Raw genomic sequence first — 22,126 nt, forward strand, 5'->3', positions numbered from 1 at the left:
TAAGTTGTTAAACAATTATTTTTTTGTTAACAAGCTTCTGAAATATGATCCTTTAGCGGAAATCTAAACACAGCCTTACAAATAATATTTTCATTGGGATTATTTTCAACTTCAACAACAACCATTAGCTGTAATTCAGATTGACTTAATTTTTTGATTTGCGATTTTAATAATAAACGATCTCCTAAATGGGCATTTTTTAGAATTTGTAATTTATACAATTGAGGAATTGGGTAAGCAATATGAGTTTGCTTATTTATAACATCTTTTGAAAAATGTTCCATTTCATTATATAAAATATTTGAAAGTAAGGCATTGCTTTTATTTGTATCGTTTGCTGTAACTGTGAAATTTTTTGTAGGACTTGTAATTGAATTTTCTAAAGTTTTCATAATCTATTTTATTTAAGTATTAATTCTAATTGGTATGGGAATTGGTGTTTTGTTATTTGAAATGATGTACTTACAAAGCATATTAATAATTAGATTGACCTGTCGTAAAATCTTGGAATTTTTCATAATAGTTTGTTTTATTTATTAATTATTGATAAAAAAAAAAGGTGCTTTTTGTAAAAAGCACCTTTTAAAAATTTATTTATTGAAATTTATTTTCAATTTATATTGAAAGTGCTTTTTGAAACGAATATATGTTGTTGCTTAAAATTACGCATAACATAGATATTACAAATCGAATTAAAAATCGACTTGGCTTCCATCAGAATAGAGGATAAAATAAAATATATTGTTGTAATAACTTTCATAATTATAATCAAAATTAAAAAAAAAATTTAAATATCAAATAAATTAGCTATTAATTTAATGTTAATAAAGGTTTTCATGTAAATTTGCACCAACATATAAATACATAAGTTATGGCAAGTATAAAAAATTTAAAAAAAGATATTAATTACGTTTTAGGTGATATTATTGAAGAATGCTACACTTGGGAAATGTTAAACCCAAAAAGTGATAAAAAAGCATCTGAAGCAATAATAGATGAGGTAATTGAAGCATTTGATTCTTTAGTTGAAAAAGTAAACGCAAAAAATATTGAAAATAAGAAAGCTCATTTTAAAGCTCTAAATGCAGAATTAGAGTCAACGGCTTTAAAATTTATTGAAAAAGTAAACAAATTATAAAGAATTTTTTTTAAAAAATTATTTTTTTTTGTTTAATTATATATAATTTTTTGTAAATTAGTATAATAATAATATATAAAATTACGTTCTTAATTTTACCAACTAAAAATTTTTAATTTATGGCAAGAGCAATGTTTGAGTATACAAAAACAGTACTCGAAAAAGTTAGCTTTAATTTAGAATTGTTTAAAAAAGAATTAGAAAAAGCTGTTAATAGGCTATTACCTTATGAGGTTAAAGAGTTATACTTTTGGTTAAGAGAGTTTACTTTAAATAAACCAGACCTTCATAAATGCCTGTCATTGGTAGAAACTAACAAAAGGAGCCTTTAGGCTCCTTTTTTTTGTTGTAAAGGGCTTATTATTTTTACATTATTAAAGGCAATTACGCCTCTAACCAAACCATCTATAGTATTTTTTAAAGCTTCTATTAAATGAATTTTTAAATGAGATTTGTGGTAAATTACACTTACTTCTCTTGCAGGTGCAGGTTCTTTAAATTCTCTTAAAAAAATCTTGTCTTTATCATTTAAATCCAACGTTTGAAGATAAGGTAGCAACGTCATTCCTAAACCCTCTTTAGATAGCTTAATAAGCGTGTCAAAACTACCACTATGTAGTTGAAAATGTTGATTCTTATTTCCAAAAGTACTACATAAATTTATTACGTTTTCTTTAAAACAATGTCCATCTTCTAATAATAAAATATCTTCAATATTTAGATCGTTAATATCAATAGTTGTTTTATTGAATAATCGATGTTCACTAGGTACAAATCCTACAAAAGGTTCGTAATAAAGAACGCGTTCTTTTATGTTTTCATTTTCAAGTGGTGTTGCGGCAATTGCCACATCTATATGACCTTCACTTAGTTTATTAATAATTTCTTCTGTTGTAAGCTCTTCAATTTTTAAATTTATTTTCGGATACTTTTTAATAAAAGATTTTAAAAACATTGGTAATAAAGTTGGCATAATTGTAGGAATAATACCTAATTTAAAATCACCGCCAATAAATCCTTTTTGTTGATCTACAATGTCGCTAATTCTATTACTTTCATCAACTATTATTTTTGCTTGATCAATTATCTTTTTACCAATTTGAGTAAGTTGAATTGGTTTTTTATTTCTATTAAAAATTTTTGTTTCTAACTCATCTTCAAGTTTTTGAATTTGCATACTTAATGTAGGCTGTGTAACAAAGCAATGTTCAGATGCAATCGTGAAATTTTGATACTCAGCAACGGCCAATACATATTTCAATTGGGTTATTGTCATAACTATAAATATTTACGATAAAGATATTGAAACTATCGATAATATTTATGATTAAGAGAGTTTAATTTTGGGTAAATTTGATATGAAATAAAAAACAAGAATTACAAATTTTAAATATTATAAAATGAAAACAACTATTATTGGTTTAGATGAGCAAAAAACAGAAAAATTAACAATAAGTTTAAATGGATTATTATCAAATTTCCAAGTTTATTATCAAAGTTTGAGAGGATTACATTGGAATATTAAAGGTAAATCTTTTTTTGAACTGCATGTAAAGTTTGAAGAGTTTTATACAGATTCTCAAGAGAAAATAGATTCAATTGCTGAACGTATTTTAACTTTGGGAGGTAAACCATTACATACTTTTGCAGACTATAGTGAAAATGCAAAGGTGCCAGTTGGTAAAGACATTACAAATGATGTAGAAGCGGTAAGTTTAGTTGTAAAATCTTTATCAGAATTATTAAAAATTGAAAGAACTATTTTAGATGAATCTGATGAAGCTAATGATGAAGGAACAAATTCTATGATGAGTGATTTTATTGCAGAACAAGAAAAAACAATTTGGATGTTAAGTTCTTGGTTAAATTAGAATTCTAAAAAAAAAAGGCTGTCTGAAAAGTTTTCAAAACTTTTCAGACAGCCTTTTTTTTAATTAACTCCAGAATTTACGTTTTTTATTTAATTCGTCTTCCTGTTGTTTATATTCTTCTGGCGTAATAACTTTTAAAAGAGAAGGATGTTGCTCAATTGCAAATTGAATTTTTTCAATAATTTCTTTAAATGTTTCGTTTTCATAATCAATTTCTAACGGTTCCTTTATCACCATTGATTGCAAAACATTTCGTTTTTTAATTAACAATCCTTTCTTATCGTAAGCTCTTCTAAAACCATCAATAACAATTGGAACTACAATTGGTTTGTAGGTTTTAATAATGTGAGCTGTACCGCGTCTTATTGGTTTAAATGGAGTAGTTGTACCTTGTGGAAACGTTATAACCCAACCATCATTTAACGCCTTTTTTATATTACTTATATCCGACATTTTTACTTGGCGCTTAATATCTTTGCCTTCGCTTCGCCATGTTCGCTCAACAGAAACAGAACCAGCATAAGCAAATATTTTTGGTAGTAAGCCAGCCTTCATAGTTTCTGAAGCAGCAATATAATAGATGTTTAATTTTGGTTTCCAAATGTAACCGATATTCTTTATAGAATCATCTCTGCCTTTTAATGCAGCATTAAAAACATGAAACATTGCAGCAACATCGGCAAAATAAGTTTGATGGTTAGATACAAAAAGGACATTGGTTTCAGGAAGGTTTCTAATAATTTCAGATCCTTCAATTTGGAGACTGTTAAACCTTCGATATCTTCCGTGAGAAACAATTCCAAAAAAGCGAATAAGCCATCTTTTCAAAAATAAAATATGTCCAAACGGATTCCTCTTAAAAATTGGCATTTAGTTGGTTTTGGTTATGGCAAATTTAGTGAAAAATTACTTAATCTTATTTATGAGTTCTTTAATCTCACTTAACATCATAGCGGTTGCTCCCCAAACAATATAATTGTTTAATATAAAGCAAGGTACCTCAATTTTATTAGCGTAAGATGTTGATAGCGTTGTAGAAGTTACAGCATTATCATTTAAAAAATCGGATATTGTTACTTCAATTAAAACTTCAACTTCATAGTTTTTTATAAATTGAGGAGTATATTCTAGATAGCTTAAAAATGGAGTAACAATAAAATTACTTGGAGGGATATAAACATCTGTCATTTGTTTAAAAATTGAAACGTCATTTGTTTTAATACCAACTTCTTCATTTGCTTCTCGTAAAGCTGTGTATTTTAAAGATTTATCTTTTACATCAAACTTTCCGCCTGGAAAACTTATTTGAGCCGAATGTGTTCCATTATAACTTGCTCTATGGGTTAATAAAAAATTTAATTTACCATTAGAATCTGGATAAAAAATTACCAAAACTGCAGCTTTTTTAGGGCTTTTTGAGTTAATAATATCTTCTGAATATTGTTTTCTAATTTTCGGGGCTAATTTAAATTGAGCCTCTAATCCTCCAATTTCAAAATTAGATAGTTTTGTAATCTGCTTTTTAAAATAAGAAAATTCCATTTTATTTTTTAGTATAAAAGGTTGGCAAAGATAAATGAAACCTTACTGCAACTAGTCTTATTGCAATTACAACAAAAAATGTTGAAACATAAACAATTGGTTCATGAACATTTAAATTATGTAAAACTAAAAAAGTAATTGAACCAAAAACACAAGCTGTTGCATAGATTTCCTTTCTAAAAATCACAGGAATTTCATTACATAAAATATCTCTAATTACACCACCAAAAGATGCAGACATTGTTGCTATGGAAATAATAATTAGGGGATGAAAATTTGCGTTTAACCCAATTTCTGTTCCCATAATGGTATACAAAGCAAGTCCAATTGTGTCGAATAAAAATAAAGATTTATTTAAATACTTTAATTTTTTTCTAAATAAAATTGCAAATAGGTAAGATCCAATAATTAGGTAAATTACTTCCGTGTTTTTCATCCAAAAAACAGGTTGTGCTCCAATTAGAACATCTCTAAGAGTACCACCACCAACAGAAGTTGCAAAGGCAATAATAAAAACTCCGAATGGATCTAATCTTATTCGCATAGCAACTAGCGAGCCTGAAATTGCAAAGGAGATTACTCCTAAAATATCTAAAATGTGAAATAGTGTCATTACATTTGTTGTGTGAAATAGTTATAGTCTTTTATAACAATATCAATTAAATCAATGGGTTTCATATCAGAATTAATGCCGGTAATTTCAATAATTTTTTGATGAAGTTTTACAATTGTATTGTGATTTCCTTTTCTTTTAGCTTTTAAATACAACTCTTTAATAGTTTGAACATCTTTATCATTAAGCATAGTAACTTGAGGAAATGTAGGCTTGTATTCTTCAGGGATATCAACAATTAACGTACTTTTTATTGAAAATTTTTTTCTTTCAGATATTACGGTTGTTCCGGCAGCAATATCACCTAATCTTTGACCTTTTCCATTTAATAAAATAGTTAGTAAGGCAATTGACCCTGATGCAATAGTTATATCTATTAATCGTAAAACCCATCTAATTAAATAACTTCCAAAATTAGGTTTGGAACCATCAATTTTTACGACTCTTATTTTGTTAAAATATTTTCCTGGTGTTTGACCATTCATAAAAGTTTCAAAAATTAAATTATAGAAAAATATGGGCAAACTAAGTATCGTATAAAAAACATAAACGTTTTCTGTAGGCATGTAACCCAAAGCATTTAAAACTAGAAAAATCAATAAATAAAATGCACCAATAATTAGCATATCAATTAAAAATGCTCCAATTCTTGTGCTTAGTGATGCAACATTTTGTTGAATGGTGATATTTTGTGCTGTTTCTATCTGAAAATTATCCATTATTAATCTTTAATCTTTTGGATGAGACCAATTGATTTTTTACATTCGTTACTTAAAATGTCAATATAAATAATTGCTATATTGAGGAAGCAAAAATATAAAAAATGCGTGAAGCATCATTTGTAAAAAGAAATAAAATTAAATGGCTTTTATTTGAAAATGTTCTTGATAATAAAGAGCAAATTTCTCCAAATAAATTGTCCGATTTATATATTGAAATTACAGATGATTTGAGTTATGCAAAAACTTTTTACCCACTTAGTAATACTGCAAATTACTTAAATTCATTGGCATCAAAAGCACATCAAAAAATCTACAAAACTAAAAAGGAAAGTAAGAACAGGTTATTTAAATTCTTTAAAACTGAATTCCCTTTAGAATTTGTAAAATACCATAAACAATTGCTAATTGCGTTTACTACATTTTTGTTTTTTGCGATAGTTGGTGCTTATTCAGCAGCAAATGATGGCGATTTTGTTCGATTAATTTTGGGCGATAATTATGTAAATATGACCCTTGAAAATATTGAAACTGGTGATCCAATGGCTGTTTATAAAAAAATGGATGAAGGTAATATGTTTATTCAAATTACTTTAAATAACATTAAAGTTGCTATGATGGCATTTGTTTTAGGAATGTTATTTTCAGTAGGGACTTTATATGTAATGATGCAAAATGGCATTATGCTAGGTTCTTTTTTATACTTTTTTTATGATAAAGATTTACTTTGGGAATCTTCCAGAACAATTTGGATACACGGTACTATTGAAATTTCAGTGATTATAATTGCTGGCTGTGCAGGTTTGGTGCTAGGAAACGGATTGCTTTTTCCTAAAACATATTCCAGATTGGCTTCATTTAAACAAAGTTTTAAAGCTGGGTTAAAAATTATGGTAAGTACCATTCCATTTTTTATAGTTGCAGGATTTTTAGAAGGTTTTGTAACACGCCATACTGAAATGCCAGATTGGTTAGCCGTATTTATTATTTTAATATCATTTATATCAATTATTTACTATTACGTAATCTATCCCATAAAATTAACTAAACAACAAGAATTAAATGGAAACTAATAATTTTATTGAATTTAAAAAAGAGCGAGATTTAGGTGCAATAATTTCAGATACTTTTAAATTTATTCGCGAAAACTGGAAAGAATATTTTAGTTTTATTGTTAGAATAATTGGTCCAATATTATTAATTGGTGCCGCTTTTTTAATGTTTGCAGTAATATCTTATTCTGGTGCAGCAAAAGGGCTATTAACATTAGATCAAGGTGATCCATCATTATTTTTAAAAGGATTTTCAGGGATTTTTGGTTGGGCTTTTGTTATGATGATAGTTTGGGCGCTAGTGTATACATTATTAGCTGAAGTTTCTTTATACTATGTAAAATCTTACATTAATAATAATGGTGTTGCCAATTTTGAAGAAGTAAAACAAAATACCTATAAAAATATTTGGAAATTTATAGGCTTAGGAATTTTATCGATATTATTAACATTGGTAGGCTATGTACTTTGTTTCTTGCCTTCAATTTATATTATAATTGTATTATTTTTAGGGTTTCCAATAATGGTTTTTGAAAATAAAAGTGTAGGTGATACAATTTCCCATTGTTTTAAATTGATTAAAGGAGAGTGGTGGAATACATTTGGAGTAGTAATAGTTTTAAGTTTACTTGTAGGTATTCTTGGAATTGCATTTACAATTCCTCAAATGATTTATCAACTTATTTCAACAGGACTTTTTATGAATATTGAAGATCCAACAGCTATTATTGGACTTTTTGATGACCCAATTTATATGGCACTTACATTTATCGCTTATTTTGGTAAATTCTTATTTTACTCAATTACGCTAATAGCTTCAGCTTTTATATATTTTGATTTAAATGAACAGAAAAATTTCACTGGTACATTTGAAAAAATTGATAGTTTAGGTGAAACCAATTAACAAGAATAGCAAATGAATAAAGCAATACTGTTTTTTCTCTTTTTTATAATATCTTTTGGGGCATTTTCCCAAAAAGATAGCACAACTGTAAAAAGTGATAAAAGTATTATTGTTCCAAAAAAGTTTGATAAAAATAATTTAGACAAGTATAAATCCGACAAGGATTTTATATATACTGTTGATAAGGTAAAAAAAGACCCTACTTTTCTTGAACGGTTGTTTAATTGGTTAGGAAGACAGTTTTTACGTTTTTTAGAATGGATTTTTGGAGTTAAATATGCCAAAGGTATTTTTGGAACTATTCTTAAGACTTTACCATATTTAATTGTTGGTATTTTAGTGTTTCTTTTAATAAAAATATTTTTAAAAGTAAAGTTAAATGCTATTGTTTCAAATGGATCAAACAAAGCAATTGTATCAATTACAGATGAAGAAGCACTCATTAAAAATAAAGACCTTTTAAAGTTAATAGAACAAGCCATTGCTCAAAAGAATTATCGATTGGCTGTAAGGTATTATTATTTGAATATTCTAAAACAGTTAGAGAGTAAAGAGTTGATTGTTTGGGAACAACAAAAAACAAACGAAGATTATATTAAAGAGATTTCAAAAGAAAATATAAAAACTTCTTTTGAAAACCTTACCAGATTATATGAATTTGTTTGGTATGGTAATTTTGAAATTAATGAAATAGAATTTGCAAGAGTAGAAGGTGATTTTGAACAAACTAATAAGTTAATAAATAATAAATAGTTTGGATAAAAACACAAAAATATACATAGTTACTTTTGTACTTTTAATTTTAGGCTATATCTATCTTGAAAGCACTAAAAAACAACCTGTTAATTGGTTTCCAAGTTATGCAGCAAAACATAAAATCCCTTATGGAACTTTTGTGTTGGAGCAGGAATTAAAAAACCTGTTTCCATCAACACAAATTAAAACAGTTGATATTCCTCCTTATATTTATTTAGGAGATTCTACAAGAGTTGGAACCTATTTTTTTGCCGATGAAGCCCTTAATTTTGGGGATGCCGAATTTTTACGTTTGATAGAATTTGTTGAGCGCGGTAATGATGTTTTTATTTCAACTCACGGAATGGATATTGACACTTTAAATTTTGAGACTGAAAGGTTGGTTAGTAAAAATTTAGATGAAAAAGTTTTTTTTAAACTTTTAAATAAAGCATTTAAAGGAAAAGAATGCTCTTTTGATAGACCTTTTAGCAATCAGGTTTTTACAAAAGTTGATACGTTAAATACAACTATTTTAGGAATAACTGGTTATGTGAATGAAGCTAACCAAAGAACTGAAGAGGGAATAAATTTTGTAAAAACTAGCTTTGGAAAAGGAAATTTTTATCTACATACATTTCCAGAGGTATTTACAAATTATAATATTTTAAATGCACCTAATGAGCAACTTGCTGCAAATATTTTATCTTATTTACGAGAGGATTTACCAATTTTAATGGATGGGTATTATAAAACAGGGAAGAGTAGAATTACTTCGCCAATGCAATATGTTTTAGGTTCAAAACATTTAAAGTGGGCTTATTATATGGCATTAATTGGGATCTTGTTTTTTATTGTTTTTGAAGGAAAGAGAAAGCAACGTAGTATTCCAATAATAACTCCATTAAAAAATCAAACAATTGCATTTACACGTACTATTGCGAATATGTATTTTGAAAAGCAAGAACATAAAAATATTGCGGAGCATCAAATAAGTTACTTATTGGAATTTGTAAGAACTAAATTACACGTTCCAACTACTAAAATGGATGCCACTTTTTACGAATATGTTTCTTCTCGTAGTGGAAATTCTTACGAGGAAGTAGAAAAGCTCTTTCAATTTTGTGATGAAATTCATTTAAGAAATCAGATTACAAATGAAGAACTTATTAGATTGAATAAAATGATTGAAAAATTTAAAAAAACAATTCAATATGGAAAATAACGATTTGAATTTTGAAAATAGAATAGATTTAGAAAAATTAAAAAATGCAGTAATTCAGATTAAAGCTGAATTAGGGAAAATTATTGTAGGTCAGGAAAATTTCATCGATTTACTAATAGTTGCCTTATTGGCAGATGGTCACGTTTTAATTGAAGGTGTTCCAGGAGTTGCAAAAACAATTACTGCAAAATTACTTGCAAAAACTATAGATACGGGTTTTAGCAGATTACAATTTACACCAGATTTAATGCCAAGTGATGTATTAGGGACTTCAATTTTAAATATGAAAACTTCAGAATTTGAATTTAGAGAAGGTCCAATTTTTTCTAATTTGGTGTTAATTGATGAAATAAATAGGGCACCCGCAAAAACGCAGGCTGCTTTGTTTGAAGTTATGGAAGAACGTCAAATTTCTATTGACGGGCATACTTATAAAATGAAACCTCCATTTATGGTTTTGGCAACCCAAAACCCAATAGAGCAGGAGGGAACATATGCATTGCCAGAGGCACAATTAGACCGTTTTTTATTTAAAATTGATGTTGGTTATCCTAATTTAGAAGAAGAAATTTTAATTATTAAAACACATCAGGACAGGAAAGGAGCATTGCCACAAACATTAATTTCATCCTTACTTTCTGAAGCCGATTTATTAGAATACAAAAACAAGATTTTTGAAATTTTGGTTGAAGAAAAAATCATGAAATATATTGCGCAACTAATAACAAAAACACGTAATCACCCTCACTTATTTTTAGGAGGTTCGCCAAGAGCAAGTATTGCAGTTTTAAACGCATCAAAAGCATATGCAGCAATAAATGGACGCGATTTTGTAATTCCAGAAGATATTAAAAAAGTAATTTATCCAGTTTTACGTCATCGATTAATTTTAACTCCAGAACGTGAAATGGAAGGAATGACAACTGATAAGGTTATAGAAATAATAGTACAATCTGTTGAAGTACCAAGATAGGCTTAAAAATAGTTAGAAAGTTTTAAAGGCTTAAAGGTTGAAATGTAAAAAGTTGGAAAATATAAAAGTTCACTGCCATTGTTAGTGTTTTTACCAACAAAGACCAAAATTGTTGTCATTCCTGCGAAGGCAGGAATCTATTTCTTTAAAATTAAGATAAACTAAAATAAACGAACAATAAAATTGAATCTAATTAGAAACATATACATTCATCAGCGCTTTTATATTTATATAAGTATAATTGCAGCCACTTTTTTGGTATCCTTTTGGTTTCCGATTTTATATAGCGTTTCCTGGTTTTTAGTAACCATATTAGGAGTGTTATTTATAGGTGATATTTTTATACTTTTTAGTGTTAAAAACGGTGTAAATGCTCGCAGAATTTTAACTGAAAAGTTTTCTAATTCAGATGAAAATCCGGTTCCAATAACAGTTAAAAGTAATTATAAATTTAAGGTTGAAGTTAAATTGATTGACGAATTACCAAGTCAGTTTCAAAAAAGAGATTTTGAACATATTGCCAAATTAAATGAGTTAGAGACATACGACTTTGAATATCAAGTAAAACCAGTTGAAAGAGGAGAGTATCATTTTGGGAAATTAAATGTATATGTTTCATCACCTTTAAGAATGGTTGCAAGACGTTTTAAATTTCAGGAGAATGATATGGTATCAGTTTATCCATCATACGTTCAAATGAAAAAGTATGAATTTTTGGCAATGAGCAATCGTTTAACTGAATTTGGCTTAAAAAAAATCAGGAGAATTGGACACACACTCGAATTTGAACAAATTAAAAACTATATAGCCGGTGATGATGTTAGAACTATAAATTGGAAAGCAACTGCAAAACGTTCACAATTAATGGTAAATCAATATCAGGATGAAAAATCACAACCAATTTATTCAATTATTGATTTGGGAAGGGTAATGAAAATGCCTTTTGAAGACTTAAAATTATTAGACTATGCAATAAATTCAACATTGGCTTTTTCAAATATTGCCCTTAGAAAAAATGACAAAGCCGGATTGATAACTTTTGCTAAAAAGGTAGATAAGATTGTTCCTGCAAGCAATAAAAAAACGCATTTAAATAGTATTAATGATGCTTTATACAGTATAACCACAAAATATACCGATTCTGATTTTGGCCTTTTATATGCTGTTATTAAACGAAAGATTACCCAACGCAGTTTATTAATTTTATATACCAATTTTGAGCATATTTCATCATTAAAACGTCAATTACCATTTATGCAAGCTATTTCAAAGCAACATTTAGTAGTGGTTGTGTTTTTTGAAAATACAGAATTGGACAAACTTATCACTGAAAATGCTGAAGATTTACAAACAATTTATCATAAAACTATAGCAGAAAAGTTTACTTATGAAAAAAGGTTAATAGTTAAAGAATTAGAAAGTAAAGGTATTTATGGAATTTTAACAAAACCTAAAAACCTTACTGTTAATGTAATTAATAAATATTTAGAATTAAAAGCCAAAGGCTTTATTTAAAATTATGTAAACTTCACCTTTAAAACTCCTTTTAAGTTATAAGTTTTGAAATACCTTATATTCTTCTGTTTGTTAGGTGCTAGTAAAAATCTTCTTAAAATTACCTGAGAGCTTTGTGGGACCTCAAAAAGATGCTTTTACTCTAGAAACACCAATAATATACTTAAAAAAGAGAATGAAAATCAATTTTGAAGAAGGTTAATAAATTTATGGAAGTTATCGAATTCAAAATATGTTAGAACGAGAAGGACTTTTACATTGAAATCATACATAGTTTTATTAATAAAAAAAATGGGTTTTAAAAGTATATTAAAATGAAAATTTTAGTAAGAATAAATTCTAATCAAGCCTTTCCAATATCTAAAAATATATTAAACATAAATTTAAAAGCCTTCAAACAGGGAAAAAATGAATTTCTGACTTTCGTTGTTGCCTTTCAAATAAAAAGACTTTATATACTACTTAAATATACGATACTTAGTAAAAAAATCGCTTTGAAGCCTCCTGCTCAAAAGAACTTTATCCTTATTTTTAAGTATTAAAAGATTATCATTTGGATAAATTGAATCTACCATATTTAGGTTCACTACATAATTACGATGTGTTTTTATAAATTTCTCTGGAGGTAAATCTTTTAGTATTTGAGTAAGAGAGATTTGCAATATAAAGTTTCCGCTTTCAGTAATCATTTTACAATACTGACTATCAACAGTAACATAAAATATTTGATCAAAAGTAATTTTAATTAGAGAATTATTTTTTTTCACAAAGAAACAATCGTTACAAAAAACTGTTTTCTTTTCAGCAAATGCTCCTTGTTGTTCAGCATATTTTTCTATTGCCAATTCAATTGAAAACAAAAGTTCAAATTTATTAAATGGCTTTATTAAATAATTAAATGGTTGTGTATTTTTAGCGTTTTTAAAAATATGCTGTTCTATGGAACTTGTTAAAAAAATAAAAGGTTTTGGTTTAGTTGAATTGTTTATTTCATTTGCAAATTCAATTCCTTCAGGTTTATCACCCATAAAAATATCAATAATGGCTATATCAAAATCTAATTGTTTTATTTGTTGATTCCCATCTTTTAAATTACTGCTAATACCTACAATTTCGAATTCATTTTTTGGCAATGATGCTTTTAGTTGTGCAACATCATTTTTATTGTCTTCAAAAAGTAATACATTAATCATTTTAAGCTATTTTATATTTATTTAATGTTACCGAAACTGTGGTTCCCTTTCCTTTAATGCTTTTTATTTCAAAACTTCCTTCATTCTTTTTTGCCAAGACTTTACATAATCTTAATCCAAGTCCTGTACCAATATTACCTGAAACATCTTTGTTTGTTTGATTAACTTTATGAGAGTCTTCATTTTCAGTATTTTGGTCAAATCCTATTCCCTGATCTTTCCAATGAATTGTACAAGTACTTTCATCACAATTAGAACTTACAAGCATTTCACTTTTTGGATGCGAAAACTTAATTGCATTGTCTAAAATATTTCTAAAAATTATTTTTAATGAATTTAAATCGGCTTCAACAAAAAAAGATGAATCAACTTCGTTTTTAAATTTAATTTCCTTTTCTTCTAATTGAAATATATAATCAAAATGAACCATATTAATGATACTTTCGACAGGTAACTTTTCTTTACTAAATAATAGTTCTTGTTTGTTTCCAATTACCCAATGCAAAGTATTATCAATTAATAAATGTGTCCTTTTTGAAAGTTGAAAGCTGTCTAAAATGAGCTGTGTTGCTTCTTCCTTGTCAATGCTAACTGGTTTCAACATTTCGATTGCTCTCATTAATTTATTTTTTAATAGACCAATAGGAGATTTTAGATCGTGTGTTATTATAGAAAATAATCTATCATTCGTTTCAACTAACTCTACCAATTCATCTTTTTGAATAGAAATAATTCTGTTCTTTTTTCTAATTTTAAAGTTTGTAAAAACACTTAAAATGATAATTATTAAAAAGAAAATGGCAATACTGGAATAAATTATATTTCTTAATTGTGCTGTTTGTAAACGTTCCTTCTGAAGTTCACTAGATAATTCAAGAGTTTTTATTTCTTTGTCCTTAACGGCTAAGGTTATTTCTTTGTCTTTTTCGGCTAGTTTCCATACCTGATCTTTATTCCAAATACTATCTTTAATTTTTTCAAAGCCCTTTCTATAATTTAAAGATTTCCCATAATTCTTATTGTTTTCCTCAACAATAGCTAAATTCAAATAAGCGTTTTGTAATAAGGGAAGATTTGTAGTTTTTTCAGCAAAAGCTAATCCTTTTTCAAAATATCTTAAGGCAATTGCATCTTTATACTGAACATAGTATAAGTTTGCTAAATCTAAACAAGATCTTGCTAAACCTAACGTATCTTTAGCTTCCTCATTAAAGTTAAAACTCTCCTTTAAATTTATCTCTGCTTTGTTAAAATTTTGTAAATGCAAATAGCTAACACCCAAATTATGAACATTAATACGGCTATTCTCTGTGTTTTCATTATTATAAGATTTTTTCCAGTTTTCTAAAATTTTTACAGCTTTGTTAAACTCCTTTTGTTCAACATGGATTCTACCAAGAATTGCATATAAATTAGTCGTATAAACATTATTAATATCTTCTCCAATTATTATAGCCTCTTGTAAAATACCTTCGGCAGCATTATACAATGCTTTCTCAGTTAATACGCGACCTTTTAACACATAAAGAATAAAATTTATATCCTTTTTTTTAAAAGATTTGTTCTCTAAAAGCTTAGTTGCATAAATATAAGAAGAATCAATTTCACTTTTTGAAAAAAAATCATGTGCTTTATGAAACTCCATAAAAATATTTGAGTGTATTTCTTTATTTGGGTTTTTACAAACTAAACAAACTTTCTCTAATTCATTTTTAAATAAATCTGACACCAAATCCTGATTTTGCGCAATACTGAATCTAGTATTAACAAGAATAGATAGAATTAAAACAAATCTTAAGCCACTGAGAAAAAAGAAATTATTGTAAGTAATTAAAGGCATAAAAATGCTTCATTAATAAATTATAACTTTCGAATTTACTATTCAAAACTTCAAAATTATACAAGTTTTTTAATTTGGATTTCCTGTAGTAGTAACCGTTCCTCTAGTTGTTTCCGGATCGCCATATTCGTAAATTACACGAATAATATTATCCTTTTTCTTACTAGATGCAGCATTATAATTCACTACAACAGACCAAAGGTCATGTGGTTCAACAGTAGGCTTAACATCATCCTCCCATTTTATTGTTATAGTTCTTGTAACTACATTTCCATTATCCGTTTTTACTTTTTCTTTATTTCCTGGACCAAGTACATCAAAGCTTTTAACAGAAGAAGGTATAAATACCAGTATATTAACTGTATTGTTATAATCTCCGGTTTCATTTAAGGCAAATGTCACATACGGCTCTGATGACGAAACATCATTTAGGCCACTAATAATTAATTTCTTAGTAATTGTTTCATTCAGCAATTCATTATCCATTTTTTAAATTTTTAGGTTAGTATTTTTTTAAGACTTGAAATATAAGCAAAAATATTTAAGAAAATATCTTCGACTATTATTCCTTTGAAAATTAAATAATTACCACTTATACTTATTTTATAACCACCTAATCAATAAACTCAATTTACTTTCTGAATTTAACCAATCTTTACCTTAATAAATAATCCGAAACTTATTTGTGAGACCAAATCGAAGTCAAGAAAAATTTAAAAAAAACTTTTGGAGTTACTATTTTTTGAAGAGTTTATAAAAAAACACTATGTACTATGAGAACTATTGACGTTTTAGTTATTATCGATTGTTTAAGTGCAACTGCATCTGGAAATCTTAAAAACAACGCATACATTGTAGATACAAATGGCTATGAAGGTTCTTGGAATGAAGGAACATCTCAACTAGTAACAGTCTGTCAAGATGGACAAGGGTTGAGTTGGGGAATAACAAGTGTCAATCCTGGTAATCAAGTAAACATTGTCAGTTTTTCTGGCCAGTTGATTACTTCTAAAATTTGCATTCCACAAAAACAAGGAATTCCAGGCGCTGAAACTTGGAAAGGAAAAGTCCAAAGCCGTGGAGGTATTGGACAATACAAATACACCTTAGCGCTATCAATTAACGGTAAATCTATGAGTTTCGACGCATTCATTAAAGTAGTATAAACACACTAATTATAAATCTAAAACTGAAATTATGAAACAAATTGACATTTTAATGGTGGTAGACACCCAAGGAGCATTGGCAAGTAATGATCTTACTTCAAACATTTACTTAATTGATACTAACAAGTATGTTGGGTCAGGTAATGAAGGACAAGCAGAATTGAAGACAGCATGTAAAGACGGTCAGATCATAAACTGGCGAGTATCTGCAATTAACCCAGGAAACGATGTTGAAATTGTTAGCTTTTCTGGTCAAATGATTACAGGAAATTTCTGTAACCCAATAAAACAAGGCCTTTCTGGAGAAGAATATTGGGAAGGACGAATAGAAGTACAAGGAAAAGCTCAAACTATTCAGTATAACGCTACTCTTTCTATTGATGGAAAAGCGATGACTTTTGATCCTTACCTTATTGTAAGTGTATAAGTAACTCATTTTAAATTTCAAACACCAAACTATGTTCGCACCAGATATAAATACCACTAAAAATCAGCTCACGACTTTGTTTAACGAAATCAGAGGAGTCTCAGCGTATTCAATAGGTGTGCAAGATACGCTTATTGGCACGCTCCCTGAAGAACCAAACTGGATTCCTGCTGTTCGTAGCGAAATGAAGCTATTATCTAAAGCAGGATCAAATTGGATTCTTAATTATCCAAACTCTTGGGCAGATATTCTCACTTCTTTTGCAAATTATGGAACTGACTTCGCTGCTTTCAGTGAAGAAATTAAGAAAAACATACATAATTTATCAAAAAATCAAATCATCTCACTGCTTTCTGCACTGAGCGATGAATTAGGTAATTGTGCAAGCAATACGAAGAAAAGTTTAGATGCATTGATAGGTTTTGAGAATCAGTTTACATCTGTCTTTCCAGCCCTTAACGCTAGTATTAATTCAGGTTGGGAAGAGTTGAGCGAAGAGGAAGCAGAAATGGTTGCTATTGCAGAAGCGTTAACACATTTGCAAGATGAAATAGCTAGTTTACAATCGAAAATTGACAGTTCAAGCATTTCAGGAGGAAAAACTTTTGTTCAAACAAATGTTAAAATTGCATACAGTATTTTAACCGCAGCAGGAGAAGTAGCTGTCCCTTATCTTACAATCGTAACTCTTGCCTATACAATTGGTAAAACATTTTACGATATAATTTCCGATACTGATAAAATTAATGAAGACCTTATAAAAATAGGGAATCTTCAAATGAAAGCTTCAGAAGAGGCACAAGCTGCAGCTGCAACCAAATCTATTATTCAATATTTATATAATATCGAAATCCAATTTTTATCGCTCAAAAAACATGGAACAGGGCTAATGGTAATGTGGAAAGATGAAAAATCGAAAATTGATGAAGCAATCAATGCCATCAATGCTGGAGCCGATCCAGCTTCTTTTCTAGATATTTTAACCATGAGTATAGCCAATAAAAATTGGGGTGATCTATTAAAATACACACAACAAATTTTAAATATCCAACGTGAATACGGACCCGTTGTAAATCTTAAAACTAATTAAAATCAAATATTATGTTAAAAACAGATCAAAGTAAGGACCTAAATCAACAAACTTGGGCAGGATGGTCTTCCCTGCACATTATCACAGCTAGTTGTTTAGCTGTACAAAACACAACTTTTACAGCACCTAACCCAAAACCAGATTGGTTTGACTCCCTAAATTCTGCGTTGGTAAATGCTAAAACAGTTGCTGCAGATTGGGTGGATAATCTTTCAGTTGAAGTAACGCAAAGCATTCCAACTGCCATTGCAGACTATGGAACAGATTATGCAGCATTTTCTCAAAAAATTAGAGATATAGCTACTCAATATCCAGATGCTACAGGAGCAAATGATCCCCACGTAAAGCAAGTAAATGCACTCATAGAAACACTTTTAGCCGCCTTAAATGAAATATTATCTAGTGTAGATAAGGTAAGTGAAGGGATGAAAACTTGGGGGCAGCAAATGCAATCCGCGCATGATAATCTTACAACTGGAGCTGCAAATATTCAATCAGCTGAAGTAGAACTTAGAGCTGATATTGACAAAATGAATACTGCCATTTCAAATTTGCACAAAATGATAGATGGTGAAAATAAAGCAATAGCTGCTGCTGCAATAGCGGTTGGAGTTGGAATATTTGCGTTAATTGCAGGTATCGCATTAGCATTCATAACATTTGGTGCGGGAGTGGTTGTTGCAGGTGCAGGAGCAGTTGCAATTGTTGGTGGAGCTGTAACTTGGGGAGTTATGCAACATAAAATTAACGAGCAATATGATGAAATTGCTCAAGATATAAAAAACATGGATCAAGATAAGCGACAACTTGTAGCTCTTCAAGGATTAGCCCAAGCAAGTAACTTATGTATTTCCTCTATCTCAAATGCTACTGCAGCTTTAGCCGATTTCCGTTCATCTTGGGGTGTATTCCAAGGAGAACTGAAAGGAGTTATCACTAAGCTTGAAAAAGGAGAGGCTTCATTAAGTACTCTTATCGCTGGAACGTTTACAGATGCAGCAGAAAAAGAATGGAATCTTGTTATGGAATTCGCTCAATCTTTACTTAATCAAAAAGTTGAGGCTCAAAAGCACGAAGTGTCAATAGAACCAAAAGCAGCATAAAAATCATTCATTTAAACCTAAGAGTCTTATTAGATTCTTAGGTTATTAAAAAAAAATATCGTCATGAGTTTTCAAGCGTCCCAAATACAAGAAGAAACTAATTTAAGCATGAACGCTATGTTAATGCTTAATTCGTCCTGTCAAGGTCTTATTCAATCAAATATTGAAGAGGTGGACACCCCTTGGTATCCAATACTTTCAGGTGAATTGAAAAATGCTGAAGAATTAGTAATTGACTGGCGAAACAATGGCTTTCTATATTTTAAGTCTGCTATTTTAAATACAATGACAACAACTGGTCAGGAATTCTTAAACAACCAAACTGTTATTGATAACTTGTATAACCAACTGAATTCTAATTATTCGGTTACTTTGAAAGAAAAAATTGTAAGTCAGCTACAAAAATTAGCAGCTCCAATTTCTAATATAAGTGTTCAAATGGAAGCTTATTCACAAAAACTGACTGAATTTGGCAGTAAAATGCAAGTGATTCACAGTAATATGGAATCTACTATTAGCAAAGTACAAGCAGAAGAATCAGTATTAAAAGATGAAATTAATGAGATTAATAAAAAAATTGAAAATCTAAGAAAACAAATTAGGATAGACAGAGAAGCCATTTCGAAGGCAAAGACAGCACGTAAAAAGGGGATTCTTGAAACAATCTTTGGGGTGCTACTTGCTCCTTTTACATTAGGTGCGTCGCTCATTTTGGCTGGAATTGGTGTTGCTTCAATTACAGAAGCTGAAAGTGATATTTCCAATATGGAAAATTCCATTTCAGGATACCAAAAATCAATAGCTGGAGATCAAATAAACCTATCTAAAGATCAAGTAGAAGTTGCTACTCTAAAATCCCTTTTATTAGGAACTGGAATGACTTTAGACGATATGAATTTAATTTCTAGCTCGTTACAAGTACTTAAAGTCTCTTGGTCCGCTTTAGGAACTGAACTAGGTCAAATAATATCAAAAACTGAAAAGGCAGAAAATGCGCAAGAAGCCGTTGTTGGACAAGCTTGGTTTGATGCAGCTTGTTTAGAGTGGAAAACTATCATTCCACATGCAGAAAATTTAGATAATCGTACCATCCAGACTAAACATGTTAGCATTGGTTAATTATCTATAATTAGCCACTCATATTTGCTTATTAACCGTTAATATATAAACTTAAAGTTTCAATCTAAATTACAATCATCTTTGCATCATTAAAATAGTACTATTAAACACAGGATTGTGCAATAGTTAAGTTTATGGGGTAACTTATCCATTTGTGCAATCCTTTTGTATTCTAACTAGAATACAAAAAACAATAACCATTATAAAAAAATATTTCTTCAAAATAAATAAGGTGAAAAAATCTAAGATTAGTAAGAAAATATTATGATAATCAATTTCCTTATTTAAAGTATATACGCCTTTAAAAAGGCGTATATATCACTTTCAAAATACACTAGCTTATATTTAATATTCATGATTTGGATGCACTAATTTTTAAAAAAAATTAGAATAAACCTATTTCCTAACAACTTTTTCAAGTTACCTTTTGTTAACTAAAATAGCTTTAGTACTTTTGCCCAAACCTAAGATTAATGAAAAATACAAAATACGTTTTTGTAACTGGTGGGGTTACTTCTTCACTTGGAAAAGGTATTATTGCTGCCTCCAAATGTAAAAAAGGAACAGTCTATGTATTTTATACAAGATGGTTTTAAGAATCCAATTCCTGGAAATGGAAAAATTGTTTTAAATGAGAGAGGAGATTATACCAATAAACCTGAATTTATTTCTGATAAAGAAAATAATGTAATTTATCAAGGTGCTTTTTTTGATTTGAATACTTATCATTCATTAGATAAAAATCTAACTGGTATTATTTTGGTATCGGAAAAATGCAAAGAACTTGTAAAAAATGATTTTAAAACAAAAGAAGATAGAGTTCAGCATTCTCAAAAATGGATTCTAACTGCAATTACAACTTTTATAATTATATTACTTTCTGGAATGTTGTATTACAACATTCATAGCTCAAAAAAAAATGAAGCAAAATTTGACCAAATTTCATCTTCAAACACTAAAATTCAAGAACAATTATCATTAATTGATAATAAATTAAAACTTTTAAAGGAGACACCAAAAAAAATTGACACCTTAGTAAATAGTATTAAACCAGAAATTATTACGTATCATGGATTAGATATTTCGCATCATAATGGAAATATTGTAGATGAAATTTCCCAAATTGATTCTATTTCATTTGTGATTTGTAAAGCAACACAAGGAAAACATTTTAGAGATCCTTATTTCAATTCGAATTGGGAAAGTTTAAAAAATAAAAAATTAATACGTGGTGCTTATCATTTTTATGAAGATGACTCAACACCTATTAAGCAGGCTAATCATTATTTAAGCGTTGTGGGCGTATGGAGAACTAATGACATTGCTCCAATTATTGATATTGAGGATGGTAGCCTTTCAACAACAAAGCAAATCAATATAGAAAAGCTTCAAAAAGATGTTCTTAAATTTTTAGAACATATAGAAAAAGAAACGAAGCGTATACCAATGCTATATACAAATCTGTACTTTGCAAATATGTACTTAAAAGATAAAGCTTTTTCAAAATACCCTTTATGGTTAGGTGAGTACACTTCAAAAAACCAACCTATTCTGCCAAAAACATGGCAAGATAAAGGGTTTAAAATTTGGCAAAAAAGTGAAAATTATCATTTTAAATCTACTAAAGAAGATTTAGATATATTTTATGGAGATATAAAGGATTTATATAAAAATTAAAAGCTAAGAAATAATAGTTTTAAATATATTTCAATTTAAAGGATTAGTGTAAATCAATTAAACGTAGTATTTAGTAATTCTTTTTTAACCAATAAATACAATATTCAGAATAACTTTTTTAAGTTCCCTTTTGTAGATGAAAATAGAGTTAGCACTTCTGTTTTCCGCTATAGTATACCTTTAAAATGTTTTTCAAAACTCTTTCTAGTTCTTTGTAAGTGGTG

The 22,126-nt window shown here is 28.6% G+C and carries 24 protein-coding genes and 1 pseudogene; 16 read left to right on the forward strand and 9 right to left on the reverse strand.

Annotation, left to right across the window (positions count from 1 at the left end):
- Positions 1–26 precede the first annotated feature (26 nt).
- Positions 27–392, reverse strand: coding sequence for a hypothetical protein (locus CHB63_RS00900; protein WP_089376555.1), 366 nt, complete (start codon positions 390–392; stop codon positions 27–29).
- Positions 393–871: 479 nt separating this feature from the next.
- On the opposite strand from CHB63_RS00900, the gene CHB63_RS00905 reads away from it, so the two are divergent.
- Positions 872–1,138: a hypothetical protein gene (locus tag CHB63_RS00905; protein ID WP_089376556.1), complete on the forward strand. Its 267-nt coding sequence runs from the start codon at positions 872–874 to the stop codon at positions 1,136–1,138.
- Positions 1,139–1,257: 119 nt separating this feature from the next.
- The gene (locus CHB63_RS00910; RefSeq protein WP_089376557.1) at positions 1,258–1,470 is read left to right on the forward strand and encodes a hypothetical protein; all 213 of its coding nucleotides are present in this window, start codon (positions 1,258–1,260) and stop codon (positions 1,468–1,470) included.
- Here the strand turns inward: CHB63_RS00910 and CHB63_RS00915 are convergent.
- Positions 1,467–2,414 (reverse strand): hydrogen peroxide-inducible genes activator, encoded by a 948-nt coding sequence (locus CHB63_RS00915; RefSeq protein ID WP_089376558.1) that lies wholly within the window; start codon positions 2,412–2,414, stop codon positions 1,467–1,469. The genes CHB63_RS00910 and CHB63_RS00915 overlap by 4 nt on opposite strands.
- 124 nt (positions 2,415–2,538) lie before the next feature.
- On the opposite strand from CHB63_RS00915, the gene CHB63_RS00920 reads away from it, so the two are divergent.
- The gene (locus CHB63_RS00920) at positions 2,539–3,009 is read left to right on the forward strand and encodes a Dps family protein (protein ID WP_089376559.1); all 471 of its coding nucleotides are present in this window, start codon (positions 2,539–2,541) and stop codon (positions 3,007–3,009) included.
- Between the two features lie 63 nt (positions 3,010–3,072).
- On the opposite strand, the gene CHB63_RS00925 is transcribed toward CHB63_RS00920, so the two are convergent.
- From CHB63_RS00925 to CHB63_RS00940, 4 genes are read right to left on the reverse strand one after another with little or no spacing between them, the layout of a single operon-like run.
- Positions 3,073–3,879: a lysophospholipid acyltransferase family protein gene (locus tag CHB63_RS00925; protein WP_089376560.1), complete on the reverse strand. Its 807-nt coding sequence runs from the start codon at positions 3,877–3,879 to the stop codon at positions 3,073–3,075.
- 36 nt (positions 3,880–3,915) lie between these two features.
- Entirely contained in the window at positions 3,916–4,551 is a 636-nt protein-coding gene (locus CHB63_RS00930) for an NUDIX hydrolase (protein ID WP_089376561.1), read from the reverse strand.
- A 1-nt stretch (position 4,552) separates the two neighbouring features.
- Positions 4,553–5,164: a trimeric intracellular cation channel family protein gene (locus CHB63_RS00935; RefSeq protein WP_089376562.1), complete on the reverse strand. Its 612-nt coding sequence runs from the start codon at positions 5,162–5,164 to the stop codon at positions 4,553–4,555.
- On the reverse strand, positions 5,164–5,883 hold the full coding sequence (locus CHB63_RS00940; protein WP_089376563.1) for an RDD family protein: 720 nt from the start codon (positions 5,881–5,883) through the stop codon (positions 5,164–5,166). The genes CHB63_RS00935 and CHB63_RS00940 overlap by 1 nt, the downstream gene beginning before the upstream one ends.
- Positions 5,884–5,987: 104 nt before the next feature.
- Here CHB63_RS00940 and CHB63_RS00945 point away from each other — a divergent pair, with 104 nt between their 5' ends.
- The 6 genes from CHB63_RS00945 (at position 5,988) to CHB63_RS00970 (ending at position 12,287) form a co-directional block, all read left to right on the forward strand.
- Positions 5,988–6,956: a stage II sporulation protein M gene (locus CHB63_RS00945; RefSeq protein ID WP_089376564.1), complete on the forward strand. Its 969-nt coding sequence runs from the start codon at positions 5,988–5,990 to the stop codon at positions 6,954–6,956.
- Positions 6,946–7,839 (forward strand): glycerophosphoryl diester phosphodiesterase membrane domain-containing protein, encoded by an 894-nt coding sequence (locus tag CHB63_RS00950; RefSeq protein WP_089376565.1) that lies wholly within the window; start codon positions 6,946–6,948, stop codon positions 7,837–7,839. Before CHB63_RS00945 ends, CHB63_RS00950 begins: the two co-directional genes overlap by 11 nt.
- 12 nt (positions 7,840–7,851) lie before the next feature.
- A complete protein-coding gene (locus CHB63_RS00955) occupies positions 7,852–8,592 on the forward strand; it encodes a DUF4129 domain-containing protein (RefSeq protein WP_089376566.1) in 741 nt (246 codons plus the stop codon).
- Position 8,593: 1 nt separating this feature from the next.
- Entirely contained in the window at positions 8,594–9,799 is a 1,206-nt protein-coding gene (locus CHB63_RS00960; RefSeq protein ID WP_176420175.1) for a DUF4350 domain-containing protein, read from the forward strand.
- Positions 9,789–10,772 (forward strand): AAA family ATPase, encoded by a 984-nt coding sequence (locus CHB63_RS00965; RefSeq protein WP_089377538.1) that lies wholly within the window; start codon positions 9,789–9,791, stop codon positions 10,770–10,772. The genes CHB63_RS00960 and CHB63_RS00965 overlap by 11 nt, the downstream gene beginning before the upstream one ends.
- Before the next feature lie 183 nt (positions 10,773–10,955).
- On the forward strand, positions 10,956–12,287 hold the full coding sequence (locus tag CHB63_RS00970) for a DUF58 domain-containing protein (protein WP_089376568.1): 1,332 nt from the start codon (positions 10,956–10,958) through the stop codon (positions 12,285–12,287).
- A gap of 458 nt (positions 12,288–12,745) precedes the next feature.
- On the opposite strand, the gene CHB63_RS00975 is transcribed toward CHB63_RS00970, so the two are convergent.
- The 3 genes from CHB63_RS00975 to CHB63_RS00985 all read right to left on the reverse strand — a co-directional run bounded on the left by CHB63_RS00975 (position 12,746) and on the right by CHB63_RS00985 (position 15,806).
- Positions 12,746–13,480, reverse strand: coding sequence for a LytR/AlgR family response regulator transcription factor (locus tag CHB63_RS00975; protein WP_089376569.1), 735 nt, complete (start codon positions 13,478–13,480; stop codon positions 12,746–12,748).
- Between the two features lies 1 nt (position 13,481).
- The gene (locus CHB63_RS00980) at positions 13,482–15,209 is read right to left on the reverse strand and encodes a tetratricopeptide repeat-containing sensor histidine kinase (protein WP_176420177.1); all 1,728 of its coding nucleotides are present in this window, start codon (positions 15,207–15,209) and stop codon (positions 13,482–13,484) included.
- Between the two features lie 180 nt (positions 15,210–15,389).
- Entirely contained in the window at positions 15,390–15,806 is a 417-nt protein-coding gene (locus CHB63_RS00985; protein ID WP_089376571.1) for a hypothetical protein, read from the reverse strand.
- A 287-nt stretch (positions 15,807–16,093) separates the two neighbouring features.
- On the opposite strand from CHB63_RS00985, the gene makC (CHB63_RS00990) reads away from it, so the two are divergent.
- From makC (CHB63_RS00990) to CHB63_RS01015, 7 genes and pseudogenes are all read left to right on the forward strand, one after another.
- Positions 16,094–16,486, forward strand: coding sequence for an alpha-pore-forming tripartite toxin MakABE regulator (makC, locus tag CHB63_RS00990; protein WP_089376572.1), 393 nt, complete (start codon positions 16,094–16,096; stop codon positions 16,484–16,486).
- Positions 16,487–16,517: 31 nt separating this feature from the next.
- Positions 16,518–16,913 (forward strand): alpha-pore-forming tripartite toxin MakABE regulator, encoded by a 396-nt coding sequence (makC, locus tag CHB63_RS00995; protein WP_089376573.1) that lies wholly within the window; start codon positions 16,518–16,520, stop codon positions 16,911–16,913.
- A 31-nt stretch (positions 16,914–16,944) separates the two neighbouring features.
- Entirely contained in the window at positions 16,945–18,003 is a 1,059-nt protein-coding gene (makB, locus tag CHB63_RS01000) for an alpha-pore-forming cytotoxin subunit MakB (protein WP_089376574.1), read from the forward strand.
- Between the two features lie 11 nt (positions 18,004–18,014).
- Positions 18,015–19,106: an alpha-pore-forming cytotoxin MakA gene (gene makA, locus CHB63_RS01005; protein ID WP_089376575.1), complete on the forward strand. Its 1,092-nt coding sequence runs from the start codon at positions 18,015–18,017 to the stop codon at positions 19,104–19,106.
- A 63-nt stretch (positions 19,107–19,169) separates the two neighbouring features.
- Complete coding sequence (gene makE / locus CHB63_RS01010) at positions 19,170–20,225, forward strand: alpha-pore-forming cytotoxin subunit MakE (protein ID WP_141107234.1); 1,056 nt, start codon at positions 19,170–19,172, stop codon at positions 20,223–20,225.
- A 473-nt stretch (positions 20,226–20,698) separates the two neighbouring features.
- Positions 20,699–20,782, forward strand: a pseudogene (locus tag CHB63_RS17025) (hypothetical protein); the annotation flags it as partial.
- A 13-nt stretch (positions 20,783–20,795) separates the two neighbouring features.
- Positions 20,796–21,902: a GH25 family lysozyme gene (locus CHB63_RS01015; RefSeq protein WP_089376577.1), complete on the forward strand. Its 1,107-nt coding sequence runs from the start codon at positions 20,796–20,798 to the stop codon at positions 21,900–21,902.
- Positions 21,903–22,126 lie beyond the last annotated feature (224 nt).

It is taken from the genome of Lutibacter flavus, assembly GCF_900188355.1.
In the GTDB taxonomy this organism is placed as follows: Bacteria; Bacteroidota; Bacteroidia; order Flavobacteriales; family Flavobacteriaceae; genus Lutibacter; species Lutibacter flavus.